Source organism: Micromonospora sp. NPDC048935 (genome assembly GCF_043197875.1).
Classification (GTDB): Bacteria; Actinomycetota; Actinomycetes; order Mycobacteriales; family Micromonosporaceae; genus Micromonospora.
Window position 1 is genome coordinate 985,911 of the sequence record NZ_JBICTZ010000001.1, and the last position, 16,842, is coordinate 1,002,752.

Consider the following 16,842-nt stretch of genomic DNA (forward strand, 5'->3'; position numbering starts at 1 on the left):
TCACCACTGGGCCGGAGGCGGGGGCGGCGACACGGGCGGCCGGTCGTCGCAGGTGATGGTGTTGGGCAGCAGCCACGGCGCGAGCCACCCGCCGTCGTTGCCGCCGAGGTCGGTCAGTGTGAACTCCGAACCGGCCGGGGTGAAGTGGAACGAACCGCAGTTGTTGACAGCCACCGCACCCACGTTGCGGGCGTCCACGTTGGCGAACGAGGCGGACCCGGCCGAGCGGGCACTGACCACCGACGTGCCGGTGCCGTCGACCCGGACGTCCCGGAACCGCACGTCGGCGATCGGGTACAGGTCCTTCACCGGCCAGTCGCTGACCAGCATGATCGCGTTGTAGGTGCTGTCGAGATACGCGTCGCCGGTCACCTCGACGGCCGCGTCGATGCTGCGGTCCAAGGCGAAGATCCAGATCGCGCCGAGCCCGATGTTCCAGTTCAGCTCGTACGTGCCGGCGCGGGCGGTGGTGTTGTTGGTGAACCGCAGGTGCCCGGTGAACGGCTCCGCGCCGAAGCGGGACCCGGCGTGCAGGCCACTGCCCTCGCGGACCGGGTCGGCGACGAGGTTGTGCGAGACGGTGGTGTCCGTGCCGCCGTAGATGGCGATGCCGTTGGCCAGCGTCGGTGACTGCACGGTGTTGTGGTCGAACGTGTTGCGCGCGTCTGCCGTCCTCTCCGACCACATCGCCAGGCCGTCGTCGCCGGTGTTGCGGACGAAGGTGTGCGCCACCAGGGAGTCGGTGACGCCGGTGTGGAAGTTGAGCGCGTCGGCGATCTGGTCGACGACGATGTTGTCGGTGACCCGGACGTTGCGCATCGGCCCGTCGAACCACAGGCCGGCCTTGGTGTGGTGCAGGTAGAGGCCGTCGATGGTGGAGTCGCTCATCGCCCCACCGATCGCGTTGACCTGGTCGGTGTCGATGCGCTCCCGGACGTCCCCCTCGATGGCGAAGCCGGAGAGGTGGACGTTGCGGCTGCCGCCGTCGGCGGCGTCGCGGCCGTAGAACCCGACGCCGGTGTGCACCGAGCCGTCCGGCGCGGGCGTCGGCAGGGCGACCTCGCGGCCCCTGATGACGGTGTGCCAGTTGCCGGCGCCCTCGATCGTCACGTCGTCGACGATGATGTGCCGGTTGACCTGGTAGGTGCCCGGCGGGAGATAGACCTTGAGGTGGGCGCGTCGGGCGAAGGCGATGGCCCGGTCCAGGGCGTCGGCGGAGTCCCGCCGGCCGGTGGGATCGGCGCCGAAGGCGAGCACGTTCGCCGCGAGCAGCCGGACGTGCGGCGGCGCGACCAACTCGGAGTCGAGCAGGTCGATGACGGTCCAGGCGGCGGCGCTGCCGGTCGGCGCGGTCAGGCGGATCGTGTCACCGGCCCGGTAGGTGCGCCCGAGCAGCAGCCGCTGCTCGTCGTAGAAGTGGGTGGGCCGAAACGGGGTGCCGATGACCGGGGTCGGCGTGGTGGCCGCCGGCACGCACTGGCACTCGGTGATCCACCAGTCCGGGTGCAGCAGCCCGGCCTGCGGGTCGTTGGTGAACGGGTACTGGTTGTAGAGCCACGAGTACTGCGACGTGAGCGTCATGGTGCGCAGGTGCTTGCCGTTCACCGCGACCCGCAGCGGCGCGGTGATCCCACCACCCTCCGGGGCGTCCGGGATGCTGTACCGCACGGTGATGCCGTTGGCCGCGCTGGGCAGGACGAACTCCACGTACTCGCCGGGGGTGAGCCGGACGGCCCGGCGACCGGAGGCTTCCGCGGGCAGCGTGTAGGCGGACCGGTCGGGGCCGATGACCTCGCCGTTGGTGCGGGCGTTCTCCGCCTCCTGCTCGACGAAGTCGACGTCCGCGCCGCGCCCGGCGACAAGCGCCGGGTCGAGGGCGGCGCGGGTGACCACCGGCCGAGCGGCGGTGGGCGCGGATGGACCGGCGACGGCCACGGTGGGTCCGGCGACCAGCACGGCGAGGCCGGCCGCGAGTGCGACGGCGGCGCCGGTGGGCCGGCCGGGTCGTCCCCGTGCGGACAGGATGCTGCGAATCATCGGTGACCCTCCTGGGTGGGTGGTGGAGGTCCGCCCGGCGCTTCCCCCCGACGCCCGACATTGACCGTCATGATGCAGCACCGGGCATCGCACTGCAAGACCACAATCGAAGCATGAAAATGTAGGACCATAAGACTGCAAGAAATGGACGATTGTCGAATTGAGGTGTCGCGCTCCGCCTGCGCCCGGACCGGCCACGGCCGGCGTACGCTGGGCCGCGTGGATCAAGAAGACCGGATCGCCCTGTTCCTCGACTACGAGAACCTCGCGTTGGGGGCACGCGACCACCGTGGCGGTGCGGACTTCGACTTCCGGCCGATCGCCGACGCGCTCGCCGAACGGGGTCGGGTGGTGGTCCGCCGGGCGTACGCCGACTGGTCCTACTTCGACGAGGACCGTCGGATGCTCACCCGGTCCCACGTCGAGCTGATCGAGATCCCGCAGCGGATGGGCGCCTCCCGCAAGAACGCCGCGGACATCAAGATGGCCGTCGACGCGATCGAGCTGGCGTTCGAGCGCGACTACATCTCCACCTTCGTGATCTGTAGCGGCGACAGCGACTTCACCCCGCTGGTGCACAAGCTTCGCGAGTTGAACAAACGGGTCATCGGCGTCGGGGTCGAGGGGTCGACGTCGGCGCTGCTCCCACCGGCGTGCGACGAGTTCCTCTACTACGACCGGCTGGAGGGTGTGGACATCCCGCCGACCCGCAGCAGGCGTGGTCGCCCGACCCGGCAGCCCAACTCCGACCAGCGCCCGCCCGAGACGGAGCTGGAGCGGGAGCCGGAGCCAGAGCCGGAGGTGGGCCGTCGACCCGCCGGCGAGGAGCCCGGCCGGGACGTGGACACACTCGCCGTCCAGGTCGCCCAGACGGTGGCCGGGTTGCAGGGCAGTGCCAACGGCGAGGTCACCGCCTCCCGGCTCAAGCGCACCCTGCTGCGCAAGGACCCGACGTTCAGCGAGTCCGACTACGGGTTCCGCACCTTCGGGGAACTGCTGCGGCACCTCGCCGAGCACAACGTGATCGAGTTGGCCGAGGGGCCCGCGAAGGGTGACCCCGAGGTCTCGCTGCCCGAGCACGGCGACCGGGAGGTGGCGTTCGGTCTGCTCCGTGGCGTGGTGGCGGAGCTGGGCAGCAGCGGCAATCCGGTGGCGCTGTCCGGCTTGAAGAACCAGCTCCGACGGGCCCGGCCCGACTTCAGCGAGAAGAAGCTCGGCTACCGCAGCTTCCTGCAATTCTGCAAGGCCGCCGCCACCGGTGGAGCTGTCGACCTGCGGTGGAGCCCCGAAGCCGACGACTACCTGCTGACCACCCAGGGCTGAGCGCCGGCCCCCGGTGCGCCCGGCGACCCATCGACGGCTGTCGAGCGGAAGGGCCGGAACTGCCCATAGGGTGGGCGGTAGGGCTGCCCGAGGGCGAGGTGAGGGTCGTCATGCCGGGACGTGGCGAATGGGCGCTGGTCGGCCGCGACGACGAGCTGAAAACCATCGAGGACGGCGTGTCGGCGCGACTGCCGGGGCTGGTGCTGGTCGGTGACGCCGGGGTGGGCAAGACGCGGCTGCTGCGGGAGGCGCTCGCCCGCGCGGCCCAGGACGGCGTGGAGTGTCACTGGGTCTCCGCGACCGGAGCGGCCCGCTCGATCCCGTTCGGTGCGGTCTCGCACCTGATCCCCGCGCCGACCCGACCGCGTGCCGATCCGGTGGGGCTGGTCGGCGCGGTCGAACGCGACTTCGCCAGGCGCGGCGGTGGCCGCCCGATCATGATCGGCATCGACGACGCCCACCTGCTGGACGAACCCTCGGCCGGGCTGCTACACCAGCTCGCCGTACACGGCCTGGCCGTGGCGGTGGCGACCGTCCGGGCGGGCCTTCCGCTCTCCGACGCACTCACCTCGCTGTGGGCCGGTTCCGGCCGGCGACTGGATGTCCGCCCGCTGCCGACCAGCGTGGTGGAGCACCTTCTCGACGAGGCCGCGCCCGGCCCGCTCGACGCGATCAGTCGCCGCCGGTTGACCCGGCTCGCCGACGGCAACCCGCTGCTGCTGCGGGAGCTGTTGGCCGACGCCATGGACACCGGCGGGCTCCGGTGGAGGTCGAGGCACGGCTCGCGCGGATCCGTACCCAGAAGGCCGCCGCCGCTGCCGACTGCCCGGACCCGACCGGATCGCCGACGGCCTCGACCGCACCGACCCGGGCGACCCGGCCGCCCGTCACGGCCGAGCCGGTCGCGAAGCGTGGCACCGCCGCCACCGCGACCGCACCCACCACGACGGGGTCGCCCAGCGCCACCACCTCGCCCAGCTCGACGGCCGCACCCAGCGGCACGCCCTGCCCCTCCGGCAGTGCGTCGCCCTCGGGCAGTGCGTCGCCCTCGGGCAGCTCTTCCCCCTCGGGCAGTGCGTCGCCCTCGGGCAGTGCGTCGCCCTCGGGCAGTGCGTCGCCGTCCGGTAGTGCGTCGCCGTCCGGCAGTTCTTCACCGTCGGGTAGTGCGTCCCCCTCCGGCAGTTCCTCGCCGTCGGGTAGTGCGTCGCCGTCGGGCAGTTCCTCACCGTCCGGTAGCGCGTCCCCGTCCGGCTCCGCGTCACCCAGCGGCTCGCCGGAGCCGACCGACCCGCCCAACCCGACCGGCCCACCCACCGGTGGGCCGGGATCACCGCCACCCCCGCCGCCGACCGGCTGCCCCTACGTGGCCGGCAACCCCACCCTGGTGGACGCGAACAAGGACCGGATCCGCTGCCGGGAGGTGCAGACGGTCACGAACGACACGGTGCTGACCCTGACCGGCGACTCGATCAGTTCGGCGCACCACCAGTTCGGCTTCGGGGTGGGCCCCGGCTGCCCGATGACCTCGTTCGACGGTCGCGGCATGCCCGGCAACAACGGCGTCTACAGCTACGGCCGGCGGTACTTCGACCTCAACGGCAGCGTCGTCGACTACGACAACTACGCGCGCACCGGGTACGGCACCGGCGACATCATCGCCGGCCGCGCGGGCCCCGACGCGTGCGGAAACGCCTGGGGGCGGGTGGCCAGCCCGCTCGGCCTCGCCACCGCCCGGATCGCGAAGGCGAAGGCGGACGGGCACAACGCCTACCACGCCACGACCGGCGGTGTGAACAACACCAACTGGAACACCGTGCTGATCCGGCTGGCCAGGTGTCGCGCGCTGGAGTTCGCGGGGGAGAGCCTGAACCCCACAGGTCTCTTCCGCTTCGAGTGGGCGGCCGTCGGCGGCAAGCAGGGCATCGTCACCAACGGCGGTGGCTGCAACTTCTGGCTCGACCTGCCGGCCGGCGAGGACTACTACATCAACATCGGGGTGCCGCGCTACGACGGCCCGGCCCAATACGCCGGCATCACCGCCGACGCCACCACCATCGTCAACTCGCTGCTGGCGGCCGGCGCGGACAAGGTCGTCTGGATGCTCTATTACGACATCACCCCGGCCAACGTCGACATCGGCCAGTACTCCTGGGCGAAGCTCAGGTCGCTGCTGCCGACCGGGTTGCAGTCCTACCTGCCGGCGGCCCCGGTGTCGACGCTGCAACCGCTGATCGACCCGCTCTGGGTGGGCACCGTGCGAACCGTGATCAACGATCTCAACTGGGCCGTCCAGCTCGGTGTGCCGTTCGACCCGGCCGTCCGGGTGGCGTTCCCGCCGCCGTTCACTCCGGGTGACATCCAGATCGCAGCCGAGGGTGGTTCGCCGCATCCCAGCCCCGCCGGCCAGGACGCGTTGGCGAACACCCTGGCCGGTGTGCTCAGCGGCATGTGACCACCCCCTGATTCGTCGCTCAGGCCGGGGAGGATCCGCCGTTGCGGGTTCTCCCCGTCGACGCATGGGCCGAAATGCGCCGGAATTACGGCTATCGCCCTGGTATGTGCCTACCTGCGCCGTACCCCCGGCGCAAAAATTGCTATACGGTCGGCGAATGAAGGTCGAGGAGCATTGGTGGAACGGAGACACGACCCCGCGCGGACGCCGGGACGTGTATATCCGTACTGACGGGCAGGGTTGGGAGGTCCGCGCCCAGATCGGTGGGGCGTCGGGTCGTGAGCGGGTGCAGCAGTGCCCAAGCCGGGCCTCGGCGGCCATCCTCGCCGACGCGTGGCGCGGCACCCACCCATCCTGGCGCGAGCTGAAGCAGCGCTGATCCGGCACCGGGCCGGGCCGGCAACGCTCCTGGGCTCCAGCCCGGTGCGCTCCCCGGCCGGCCCGGCGCTCGGCTCAGCTCACCAACGACCCTCAGATCATGGCCTGTGAAGTTCTTTGATCAGTAGTCGTCTGCGGCGTCGGATGTGACTACTCGTCATCAACTGATCGAGGAACAGCGCCTGCGGTCCGTGTCCTCGCCGTCAAGCCGGGTACACGGAGGTCGGCCGGTCGTGCCCGATGGAGGTCGCCCCATGTCGCAGAGCCCGGACGAGGAGAACCCCCGGCTCGACGAGGAGGTCCGGGAAGCCGAACGCCGGCTGGCCGACCTCACCACCTCATCGGACGACGCGCTGACCGACGACGACGCCCGCGCGCCCGATGGCACCCCGTCCGAGCAGGACGCCGACTAGCCAGGCCGTCACCGCCCAGCGGCCTTGCACCCTTGATCCACTCGGGTTTGGTGATAACGCGGTATCCCGGGCGCCGGGATGCCCCGATATTCACGAAGGCGAGTGGATCAAGGCCGCGCGAGGAGCGGTACTGACGTGACAGGTTCCACCGGCGTCGACGAGTCCGCCGGCGGCGGGATGCGTCTGCTGCGACACAACCCGGCCTTCCGGGCGCTGTGGTCGGCTCGGGTCATCTCGTACGCGGGCGACTCGCTGAGCCTGGTCGCGTTGATGTTGCACGTCGAGGACAGCACCGGTCGTGCGTTCGCGATCGCGATGCTGCTGCTCGTCGGCGACTTCGCGCCAGCGCTGCTCGGCCCGCTCACCGGGGCGCTCAGCGACCGTTTCGACCTGCGCCGGGTCATGATCATTGCGGAGTTGGTCCAGGGCGGCGTGCTACTGCTGATCGCCGTACTGCTGCCGTCGTTGCCGGTGCTGCTGGCCCTGGTGGCGGTCCGGGCGATCGCCGGGCAGGTGTTCCAGCCAGCCTCCCGGGCGGCGGTGCCGGCCCTGGTGCGCGACCGGGACCTGGAGTCCGCGAACTCCACGGTCGGGTTCGGCACCAACGGCGGCGAGGTGATCGGTCCGCTGCTCGCGGCGGCGCTGTTCCCCCTGGTGGGCGTACGCGGGGTGCTGCTCGTCGACGCCGTGTCGTTCCTGCTCTCGGCGGTCCTGCTGGCGACGCTGCCGAGGATGTCGGTGCCCGCCGAGGGGGATGCCGGCCGGGGTTCCCTGCTGCGCGACGCGCGGGTGGGCCTGGGCTACCTCTGGTCGACCCCGGTGGTCCGGGTGGTCGCGCTGGGGTTCTGCGCCGTCGTGGCGTTCAACGGCGTCGACGACGTGGCCCTGGTTCTGCTGGCCACCGAGACGTTCGACGCTGGCGGCTCGACCGTCGGGTTGCTGCTGGGCGCGGTCGGGTTCGGGTTGTTCGTCGGATACCTGCTGCTGGGCCGGTACGGGGCGCGGGCGTCCACGGCCGGCCTGCTGATCGCGGGGTTCGCCATCAGCAGTGTCGGCAACCTGCTGACCGGGCTGGCCTGGGCGGTCGGCGCCGCCATCGTCATGCAGGCGGTCCGCGGACTGGGGATCGCGGCCATGGACGTCGCCTCCAGCACGTTGCTGCAACGGGTCGTCCCCGTGGCGATGCTCGGCCGGGTCTTCGGCAACCTGTACGGCGCGATCGGAATCGCCGCCGCGCTCTCCTACCTGGGCGGTGCCGTGCTGCTTGACGCCACCTCGGCCCCGACCACGCTGCTGATCGCCGGCGCGGGCGGCACGCTGGCCACCGTCGTCACCGCCTGGGCGCTGCGGCGAAGCCTGCGCCGGACGCCCCACCCCGCCGGTGCCGTCGAGCCGGAGCAACGGGCGTAGCCCGGCCACCGCACGGCCCGAGCAACGGGCGTAGCCCGGCCACCGCACGGCCCGAGCAACGGGCGTAGCCCGGCCACCGCACGGCCGGAGCAACGGGCGTAGCCCGGCCACCGCACGGCCGGAGCAACGGGCGCGCCCGGCCACGCACGGCCGGAGCAACGGGCGTTGCCCGGTCGCGGAGTCGGACCAACGAGCCTGCCGGTCACGGCACAGCCGGCGTCGGTCAGGCGGTCGGAACCGGCAGCACCGCCCCCTCGGCCGCCGACCGGTGCGCCAGCTCGATCAGCTCGACCGTGGCGACCGAGTCCCGAGGGTCCACCGGCATCGGCGTGCCGTCGCGCAGGGCCGTCGCCACCTGCGCGTAGAAGCTCTGGTACGCGCCGGGCTCGGTCGGCACCGGCCGCAGGTCACCGTCGACGCCGAGCATGCCGTAGCGCTCCGGCGGGACCTCGCCCCAGCCCGGCTGGCCCGGTCGGCCGCCCTCGTGCAGCGCCGCCTCCTGCACGTCGAGGCCGTACGTCGTGTAGCCGGCCCGGTCGCCAAGCACCCGCAGCCGGGGCCCGAGCTGAGCGGTCAACGCACCCATCCACAGGTGCGAGTGCACCCCGTTGGCGTGGGTCAACGCCACGAAGGCGTCGTCGTCGACCGCCGCGCCCGTGCGGCGGCGGTCCACCTCCGCGTAGACGCGGTCGACCCGGCCGAACAGGTGCACCGCCTGGTCGACGAGGTGGGCGCCGAGGTCGAAGAGGGCGCCGCCGGCCTCCTCGGGACCGGCAAGCTCCCGCCAGCCCGGCTTGATGGTCGGGCGGAACCGCTCGAACCGGGACTCGAAGCGCAGCACCCGCCCCAACTCGCCCCGCTCCACCAGCCGGCGGACGGTCAGGAAGTCGCCATCCCAGCGCCGGTTCTGGAAGACCGTCAGCGGCACGCCACGCTCGATCGCCTCGCCGATCAGCGCGCGACCCTCCGCGGCGGTCGGGGAGAGGGGCTTGTCGACGACGACCGGCAGCCCGGCGGCGAGTGCCGCGCGGGCCATCGGCACGTGCTGCCGGTTCGGCGTCGCCACCACGACCAGGTCCAGAGCGTCCGGTGTACGCCACAGCTCGTCGGCGTCGTCGACCAGGCGGGCGGCCGGGAAGTGCTGCCGGGCCTGCTCGCGTCGCTGCGGATCGCGGGTCACGATCGCGTCGAGCCGCAGCCCGGGGGTCGCGGCGATCAGCGGGGCGTGGAACACCCGACCCGCCAGCCCGTACCCCAGCAGACCGACCCGCAGCGCCTCCGCCATGCCGTACCCCCGTCTCGCCGGTCCGCGCCCTTCGCCGGCGCCGGCACCGCCTGCCGAATCTACGCCCCGATCTCGGCCCGCCGCTGGTCAGCCCACCGGGTCGTTGCGCAGGTAGGTGAGCACCGCCAGCACCCGGCGGTTGGTGTCGTCGCTGGGCGGCAGGTCGAGCTTCAGCAGGATGTTGCCGACGTGCTTGCCGACCGCCGCCTCGGTGACGTGCAGTCGGCCGGCGATCGAGGCGTTCGAGCGGCCCTCGGCCAGCAGCGCCAGCACCTCGCGTTCGCGGGCGGAGAGCGCGTCCAGCGGATCACGCGGGCGGTGCAGCAGTTGCCGCACCACGTCCGGGTCGATGGCGGTGCCGCCCGCCGTGACCCGGCGCAGCGTGTCGACGAACTCGGTGACCTCGGCCACCCGGTCCTTGAGCAGGTAGCCGACGCGCTGACCGTCGCCGCTGTCCAGCAACGCCGCCGCGTACCCGGTCTGCACGTACTGGCTGAGCACCACCACCGGCAGGTGGGGCCGCTCGGCGCGTAACGCGACGGCCGCGCGGAGCCCGTCGTCGCGGCGGCCCGGCGGCATCCGGATGTCGGTAAGCACCAGGTCCGGTGTGTGCTCGCGGGCCGCGGCCAGCAGCTCGGGTGCGGAGCCGACGGCGGCGCACACCGTGAACTCGAAGCGGGTCAGCAGCGCGACCAGGCCCTCGCGCAGCAGCACCTCGTCCTCCGCGAGCACCACGCGGGTCATCGACGGCACGGCAGCTCCACCCGGACCAGGGTAGGCCCGCCGGGCGGGCTGGACAGCAGCAGCCGGCCGTCCACGGCGGCGACCCGGTCGGCGAGACCGGTCAGGCCGGTACCCCGGGAGGGGTCGGCACCGCCACGCCCGTTGTCGGACACCTCGACGACGAGGTCCCCGCCGACCCGACTGAGGCGCACCTCGGCGTGGGTCGCCCGGGCGTGTCGGGCGACGTTGCTCAGGGCCTCGGACACCACGAAGTAGGCGGTCGTCTCGACGATCTCCGGCAGCTCGCCAGGCAGGTCGGCGTGCACGGCGACCGGGATGGTGGCGACGTCGGCCAGCTCGCTGGCGGCACCGGCCAGACCGAGGTCGGTGAGGCTCTGCGGGCGGATGCCGTGCACCAACTGCCGCAACATCACCATCAGGCCCCGCGCCTGGTCGTGTGCCACGGCGAGGGGGCGGGCGGCGGGGGAGTCCTCGGGTACGTCCAACTGGGCCAGGCCCAGCTGAAGGGTGAGGCTGGTCAGTCGTGGTTGTGCGCCGTCGTGCAGGTCCCGTTCGATCCGGCGCCGTTCCGCCTCGTACGCGCCGACCAGCCGGGTGCGGGACCGGGTGACCTCGCGCAGCGCCGCCGCGTCGACCGGCGAGGTCAGTGCCCACCGGGCCACGGCGGCCTGGGCGGCGGCGAGCAGACCGGCGGCGTAGCAGAAGACCGGCAGGAGCAGCACCGCCACGATCGCGTACCCGATGGCCTCGCCGGTGCTCTCGATCGGCTGCCAGATGACGACGGGGTCGGCGGTGCCGGCCACCCAGGGGCTGGCGATCATCCCGAGGTCGAGCAGCACCAGGACCAGGAACACCCAGTACGCGACCGGCGTGACCCCGCCCAGCCAGAACAGGTACGCCACCTCCCGCCAGCTGGCGGCGGCTCGGTAGCGGGCGACCAGGCCCGGCCACGGCGACGGGGGCAGCGGACGGTTGTCGACGAGCCGGAGCCGCCACCGCTCGACGAAGGCCACCACGAAGCTCAGGAGCGGGGCGAACGCCAGCAGGATGACGCTTCCGGTGATCAGGAACAGCATCAGCGCGATGCTCGGCGGTCGGCGGTGCTGCCGGAGCGCGCTGAAGACGGGCAGCATGGGCCCGCCGATGACGAGCAGGCCGACGGCGAGCACGCCGGCGATCGGCACGGTGGTCACCAGGTAGGCCAGCGCGCGCCAGGGCCACGCGGAGAGCAGCCAGCGGCGGCGGCGCAGCGCCTCGGCCAGGTGCGAAGGGTGTTCCGGGGTCATGCCGCAGACGCTAATCGGGGACGACCGGTCGCCCCAGCCGTCCAGATCCACTCTCCGGGGTAGGTCCAGCACTACCGGCCGATCGGGTGTGCCGGGTCGGGAAACGGGAAGAACGCGGCGCGCGTGACCTGTCCGGGCGACGGCTGGAGAGACATGGGTGCCAGAACCTTCGTGGTGGTCGGCGGTACCAGCGGGCTCGGCCTCGCGGTGGCTCGGCAGTTGGTCGACGAGCACCGGGTCGTGGTGTTCGGCAACGTGCCGACCGAGGTCGCGGCCACGGCCGACGAGCTGGGGTGCGACGGGGCGGTCTGCGACGTCTCCTCCCACGAGCAGGTCCGTGCGGGCTTCGCCGAGGTGGTGCGGCGCCACGGCACGATCGACGGGGTGGCGGCCTGCGCGTCGATGTGGGCGGGCGGTGAGCTGGCCGACCTGTCGGTGGAGCACATCCGCCGGGCCGTGGAGATCAACGTTCTGGGGCTCACGTACCTGCTGCGGGAGGTGGTGGGGCACCTGCACCGGCAGGGCCACGGGAACGTGGTGTACATCGGCGCGCTGGCGCTGGCGGCCCCCCGGCCGGGCATCCCCGTCTACCGGGCGACCAAGAGCTACGGCAACAGCCTTGTCGACTCGTTGGCCGAGGCCCAGCACAGCAACCGGATCAAGGTGATGCAACTGCATCCCGGACCGATGCCGACGCGGTTGCAGGAACGGGTGGGTGCCGAGTTCCTGGACGAGGTGTACGCCATGCCGGACCAGGTCGCCACCGAGGTCGTCCGGCTGCTGCTGCTCGAACCCGACGACCTCTACGTCTCCGGTGAGCGCGTGCTGCGCGCGGACGGGCGGTGGTGACGGCCGCAGCCGGACCCGACGACCGTCCGGCCTCGGCGTGGGCGCCGCTGCGGACCGCGGTCTACCGCAACCTGTGGCTGGCCCTGCTCGTCGCCAACATCGGCACCTGGATGCAGACGGTCGGTGCGCAGTGGCTGCTGATCCACCACTCCAACGCCTCCACCCTGGTCGCGCTGGTCCAGACCGCGAGCCTGCTGCCGGTGCTGCTGCTGGCGTTGCCCGCCGGAGTGTTGGCCGACAACTTCGACCGCCGGCGCCTGCTGATCGCCGTGCAACTGTTCCTGGTCGCGGTGGCGGTGGCGTTGACGCTGCTCACCCAGACCAACCGGATGCCGCCGGCGCTGCTGCTCACCCTCACCTTCGCGTTCGGGGTCGGGCAGGCGCTCACCCTGCCGGCCTGGGCGGCGGTGATCCCGGAGCTGGTGCCGCCCGACCAGCTACGGTCGGCGTCCGCGCTCGGCTCGATAAGTGTGAACGTGGCCCGGGCGGTCGGGCCGGCGGTGGCCGGCGTCCTGATCGCCCGCACCGGCGTCGCCCCGGTCTTCGGCCTCAACGCCGTCGCGTTCGCCGTCTTCACCTACGCGCTGTGGCGCTGGCGGCCCGGTAACGCCCGCGCGGTCGAGGTGCCCGAGCGGTTCACCGCCGCGTTGCGCGCCGGCAGCCGGTACGTGCGCCACTCGCCGACCGTCCGACGGCTGTTGCGCCGGGCGCTTGTCTTCGTGGTCCCGGCCAGCGCGCTGTGGGCGTTGCTGCCGCTGGTGGCCGCCCGGCGGCTGGATCTGGGCTCCGGCGGGTACGGGCTGCTGCTGGCCGCCCTCGGCGTGGGCGCCATCGCCGGCGGTGTGCTGCTGGCCGTGATCCGCACCCGGCTGTCGGCCAACCAGCTCCTGCTGATCGCCGGGGCGCTGTTCACCGTGGCGTTGACAGTGGTCGGCACCGTGCGGGTCGTACCCCTGGTGCTTCTCGCCCTGCTGCCCGCGGGGATGGCCTGGGTGACGGTGCTGGCCAACGTCAACGCCGAGATGCAGCTCTTCCTGCCCAGTTGGGTACGGGCCCGGGGCCTGGCCGTCTACCAGGTGTGTTTCGCCGGCGGGCAGGCGGCCGGCGCGCTGGTCTGGGGGTTGGTGGCCGAGATGGCCGGGCTGGTCCTCGCCTATCTCGCGGCGGCGGCGCTGATGCTTGTCGGCACCGCGACGAGTCGGATCTGGCCGTTGCCGGACCTGCGGTCGGTGAACCGGGAACCGGCGGCCTACTGGCCGCAACTGCACCTGGCGCACGAGCCGGCCCCGGGGGTGGGACCGGTGCTGGTCATGGTGCAGTACACCGTCCGGCCGGAGCGGACCCGGTCGTTCCTGGCGGCGATGGACCTGGTGCGCGGGGCACGGCAGCGGACCGGCGCGATGCGCTGGGGGCTGTTCCGGCCGGCCGAGACGACGGACCGGTTCGTCGAGGTGTACCTGGTGCCGTCGTGGGACGAGCACCTGCGCCAGCACGGCGGCCGGTTGACGGGCGAGGACCGGGCGGCCGAGCAGCGCGCCCGGGAGCTGACCGACGCGGAACCGGAGGTACGCCACCTGGTGCCCGCCGCCGCCGGCCCGACGTTGTCCGACGACCGCGAAGAACTCTGATCCCGGCCAGGCGGGCCGGGCCGGCGGGCGACGAAAGCCGTACACCCGCGTTGTTAGGATGGCCGCACCATGGCGAGGGAGCGCAAGGTGACCGCGGATCCGGCCCGCAGCCTGGCCATCCTGTGGCGCACCCGGGAGCCGACCAGCCGCAGCGCCGGGCCGGGGCTCAGCGTCGACCGGATCGTGCGGGCCGCGACCGACATCGCCGACGCCGAGGGCCTCGACGCGTTGACCATGCGCCGGGTCGGCGAGGCGCTGGGTGTCGGCACGATGTCGGTCTACACCTACGTGCCCGGCAAGGCCGAACTCGTCGCCGTCATGATCGACACCGCGTACGGCGAGATGCCGCGCCCCGCCGTCGAGGGTGACTGGCGGGCCCGGCTGGAGCGGATCGCCCGCGACAACCTCGCGCTCTACCAGCGGCACCCGTGGATGCTCCGGGCCGAGACGACCCGACCCGTGCTCGGCCCGCACCTGCTGGCCAAGTACGACCACGAGCTGGGCGCGGTCGCCGACCTCGGGCTCACCGACGTCGAGATGGACGCGGTGCTCACGCTCGTCCTCGGGCACGTGAAGAGTTCCGCCCGTGCCGCGTCCGAGGTGGTCGACCTGGAACGGGAGACCGGCATGACCGAAGGCCAGTGGTGGCAGTCGCAGGCGCCCTGGCTGGAGACGTTCCTGGCACCCGGGGCCTACCCGACCGCCTCCCGGGTCGGCACCGCGGCCGGCCAACAGCACGGTGCCCCCTACGCCCCGGAGTACGCCTTCGAGTTCGGCCTGCAACGCGTGCTCGACGGGATCTCGGTGGTGGTCGCCGAGCGGTCGACCGCCAGCCGGCCCGGTTGAGCTAGCGTCCGGCGCGAGTCAGCCGGGCCAGTGCGCGCGCCGACGGGCTGCCCGGCTCGGCGTGGTAGACGACGAGCGACTGGGTCGTGCCGTTGATCGTGAGCTTCTCGTAGCGCAGCTCCACCTCGCCCACCCGGGGATGGTGGAACGTCCGCAGTCCACCGCCCGCGCGGGCGGTGACGTCGTGCCGGGCCCACAACCGCCGAAACCGCTCGCTGCCGGCCGTCAGCTCCTCGACCAGCTCGGTGAGGCGCGGGTCGTCCACCTCCGCGCCGACCTGCGCGCGTAGGCCGGCCACCGCGTTGGCCGCGACCGCCGTCAGGGCCGGGTAGAGCGCCGGCACGCCCGGGTCCAGGAAGACCGCGCGCAGCAGGTTCACCCCGGCCGTGAAGATCGGTGCCAACGCGGTCGCGGCGGGGTTGGCGTAGAGCACGTCCAGGTGCCGACCGTGGACGAAGGCGGGCGTCGCGGCCCACGAGTCGACCAGCTGTCGGATGCCCACCGGCACCCGCTCCGTCGGCCGTGCCGCACGGCGGGCCGGCACCGGCCGGGCCAGGCGGTGCAGGTGTGCCGTGGCCTCCGCGTCCAGCAGCAGCGCGCGGGCCAGGGCCTCGACGACCTGTGTCGACGGGTGCCGGTCCCGCCCCTGCTCCAACCGCAGGTAGTAGTCGGCGCTGATGCCGGCGAGCAGGGCGGCCTCCTCGCGCCGCAGGCCGGGCACCCGCCGACGGCCGTGCGCGGGCAGTCCGACATCGCCCGGCCCGATCAGCTCGCGCCGGGCACGCAGGTACTCGCCGAGCGGACCGGCCGTGCTCACCAGCCCATCGTAGGAGCGACCCACCGGCCGCCCTCCCGATCCTGCCGCCACCGGGAAGAACAGGCACCCGCTCGCCTGTCGAAGCCGCCGGGCCTGGCGGAACCGGCCCGAGCCCGGCCCTCCGGGTGGTACGACTGTGACGGCAGGTGATGGCGGGAGAGGGGGGCGATGGCGAGCTGGCTCCCCGAGCGGCTGCTCCAGAAGCGGGAGAACCCCCGTCGGACGTCGTTCCTGGAGCTCTTCTTCGACCTGGCCTTCATCTTCGCGCTGACCCGGCTGTCCCGGGCACTGGTCGACGACACCAGCATCACCGGCGGCTTCCAGGTGCTGGTGCTGCTGGCGGCGCTGTGGTGGGTGTGGTTCGTGACCGCCTGGTCGGCGGACTGGTTCGACCCGCGTGCCCCGCTGATCGTCGTACTCCTACTCTGGGTGATGTTCGGCGGCCTGCTGATGGCCGCCGCTGTGCCCACCGCGTTCGACTCGCACGCCGGCTTGTTCGCCGGCGCCTACGTGGCCATCCATCTTGGTCGAGGCGCGTTGCTGATCCCGGCGCTGCGCGGGCACCCGCTGCAACTGCGGAGCCTGCGGGTGGCGATCTGGTTCGCGATCTCCGGCGTGCTGTGGGTGGTCGGTGCGCTCGTCGTACCGGCCCGGGAGGCGCTCTGGGCGCTCGCCCTGGTGCTGGAATACTCCCTCGCCCGGCTGCGCTGGCCGTTCCCGTGGCTCGGGCGCAGCTCCTGGCCGGACCTTCAGGTGAACGGTGAGCACCTCTCCGAGCGCTACCAACAGATCTTCATCATCGCGCTGGGCGAGTTGATCCTGTTCTCCGGCATCGCCTACAGCGGCTCCGGGATGAACCGGGGGAGCACCGTGGCCTTCGCCCTGGCGTTCGTGACGGCGGTGGCCCTCGCCCGGCTCTACCTGGTGCCGGCGGGCACGCGACTGGGCGCCAGCATCGTGGCGGCCGGCCCGCCCGGCAGCAAACTGGCGCTCCTGGCCGGCTACCTGCACGTCGTCATGATCGCCGGGGTCCTGGCCACAAGCGTCGCGATGGAGCTGACGATCGAGGATCCGGACTACCGCGACACGGGACACCTGGCCGTGGGCGTCATCGGCCCGGCGCTGTTCCTGACCGCCCGGATCCTGCTCTCGGCGGTGGTCGACGCCAGCGTGCCCTGGGCGCGCCTGGTCGGCGTGCCGGCCATCATCCTGCTCGGGTCGGCGACCATGAGGCTTCCGCAACTGGCCAACAGCGCCGTCGTCGCCGGGGTGTTGCTGTTGATCGTCGTGGTCGACGGGATGCCCGGCGTGTGGCGGGCTGTCCGACCGGGCGGCGCGACCGACGCGCCCGACCAGCGACGGCACGGGTAGCCG

The 16,842-nt window shown here is 72.6% G+C and carries 15 protein-coding genes and 1 pseudogene; 10 read left to right on the forward strand and 6 right to left on the reverse strand.

From position 1 onward, the window contains the following. A complete protein-coding gene (locus tag ACGFIW_RS04920; RefSeq protein WP_393310974.1) occupies positions 1 to 2,037 on the reverse strand; it encodes a glycosyl hydrolase family 28-related protein in 2,037 nt (678 codons plus the stop codon). Between the two features lie 219 nt (positions 2,038 to 2,256). On the opposite strand from ACGFIW_RS04920, the gene ACGFIW_RS04925 reads away from it, so the two are divergent. Beyond that, positions 2,257 to 3,360 (forward strand): NYN domain-containing protein, encoded by a 1,104-nt coding sequence (locus tag ACGFIW_RS04925; protein WP_393310975.1) that lies wholly within the window; start codon positions 2,257 to 2,259, stop codon positions 3,358 to 3,360. A gap of 110 nt (positions 3,361 to 3,470) precedes the next feature. Then, positions 3,471 to 3,851: pseudogene (locus ACGFIW_RS04930) on the forward strand (ATP-binding protein); the annotation flags it as partial. Positions 3,852 to 4,032: 181 nt separating this feature from the next. Here ACGFIW_RS04930 and ACGFIW_RS04935 read toward each other — a convergent pair. Next, a complete protein-coding gene (locus ACGFIW_RS04935; protein WP_393311290.1) occupies positions 4,033 to 4,674 on the reverse strand; it encodes a hypothetical protein in 642 nt (213 codons plus the stop codon). A gap of 49 nt (positions 4,675 to 4,723) precedes the next feature. Between ACGFIW_RS04935 and ACGFIW_RS04940 the strand changes: the two genes are divergently transcribed. The 4 genes from ACGFIW_RS04940 (at position 4,724) to ACGFIW_RS04955 (ending at position 8,013) form a co-directional block, all read left to right on the forward strand. Next, entirely contained in the window at positions 4,724 to 5,812 is a 1,089-nt protein-coding gene (locus ACGFIW_RS04940; protein WP_393310976.1) for a hypothetical protein, read from the forward strand. Between the two features lie 157 nt (positions 5,813 to 5,969). Further along, positions 5,970 to 6,191, forward strand: a complete 222-nt coding sequence (locus ACGFIW_RS04945) for a hypothetical protein (RefSeq protein WP_030335934.1) — start codon at positions 5,970 to 5,972, stop codon at positions 6,189 to 6,191. A gap of 253 nt (positions 6,192 to 6,444) precedes the next feature. Continuing rightward, complete coding sequence (locus ACGFIW_RS04950) at positions 6,445 to 6,603, forward strand: hypothetical protein (protein ID WP_393310977.1); 159 nt, start codon at positions 6,445 to 6,447, stop codon at positions 6,601 to 6,603. A 135-nt stretch (positions 6,604 to 6,738) separates the two neighbouring features. Beyond that, entirely contained in the window at positions 6,739 to 8,013 is a 1,275-nt protein-coding gene (locus ACGFIW_RS04955; protein WP_393310978.1) for an MFS transporter, read from the forward strand. A gap of 223 nt (positions 8,014 to 8,236) precedes the next feature. Here ACGFIW_RS04955 and ACGFIW_RS04960 read toward each other — a convergent pair whose 3' ends face one another. The 3 genes from ACGFIW_RS04960 to ACGFIW_RS04970 form a co-directional block, all read right to left on the reverse strand. Then, positions 8,237 to 9,298, reverse strand: a complete 1,062-nt coding sequence (locus ACGFIW_RS04960; RefSeq protein ID WP_393310979.1) for a Gfo/Idh/MocA family oxidoreductase — start codon at positions 9,296 to 9,298, stop codon at positions 8,237 to 8,239. An 87-nt stretch (positions 9,299 to 9,385) separates the two neighbouring features. Further along, positions 9,386 to 10,051 carry a response regulator gene (locus tag ACGFIW_RS04965; protein WP_393310980.1) on the reverse strand — a complete coding sequence of 222 codons (666 nt, stop codon included), beginning with the start codon at positions 10,049 to 10,051 and terminating at the stop codon, positions 9,386 to 9,388. Further along, a complete protein-coding gene (locus tag ACGFIW_RS04970) occupies positions 10,039 to 11,328 on the reverse strand; it encodes a histidine kinase (protein ID WP_393310981.1) in 1,290 nt (429 codons plus the stop codon). Before ACGFIW_RS04970 ends, ACGFIW_RS04965 begins: the two co-directional genes overlap by 13 nt. Before the next feature lie 153 nt (positions 11,329 to 11,481). Here ACGFIW_RS04970 and ACGFIW_RS04975 point away from each other — a divergent pair, with 153 nt between their 5' ends. From ACGFIW_RS04975 to ACGFIW_RS04985, 3 genes are all read left to right on the forward strand, one after another. Next, entirely contained in the window at positions 11,482 to 12,177 is a 696-nt protein-coding gene (locus ACGFIW_RS04975) for an SDR family NAD(P)-dependent oxidoreductase (protein WP_393310982.1), read from the forward strand. Continuing rightward, positions 12,171 to 13,805, forward strand: a complete 1,635-nt coding sequence (locus ACGFIW_RS04980) for an MFS transporter (protein WP_393310983.1) — start codon at positions 12,171 to 12,173, stop codon at positions 13,803 to 13,805. Before ACGFIW_RS04975 ends, ACGFIW_RS04980 begins: the two co-directional genes overlap by 7 nt. Before the next feature lie 69 nt (positions 13,806 to 13,874). Beyond that, positions 13,875 to 14,651, forward strand: a complete 777-nt coding sequence (locus tag ACGFIW_RS04985) for a TetR/AcrR family transcriptional regulator (RefSeq protein WP_393310984.1) — start codon at positions 13,875 to 13,877, stop codon at positions 14,649 to 14,651. A gap of 1 nt (position 14,652) precedes the next feature. Here the strand turns inward: ACGFIW_RS04985 and ACGFIW_RS04990 are convergent, their stop codons facing one another. After that, the gene (locus ACGFIW_RS04990) at positions 14,653 to 15,468 is read right to left on the reverse strand and encodes a helix-turn-helix domain-containing protein (protein ID WP_393310985.1); all 816 of its coding nucleotides are present in this window, start codon (positions 15,466 to 15,468) and stop codon (positions 14,653 to 14,655) included. 168 nt (positions 15,469 to 15,636) lie between these two features. Between ACGFIW_RS04990 and ACGFIW_RS04995 the strand changes: the two genes are divergently transcribed. Then, positions 15,637 to 16,839 (forward strand): low temperature requirement protein A, encoded by a 1,203-nt coding sequence (locus ACGFIW_RS04995; protein WP_393310986.1) that lies wholly within the window; start codon positions 15,637 to 15,639, stop codon positions 16,837 to 16,839. Positions 16,840 to 16,842 lie beyond the last annotated feature (3 nt).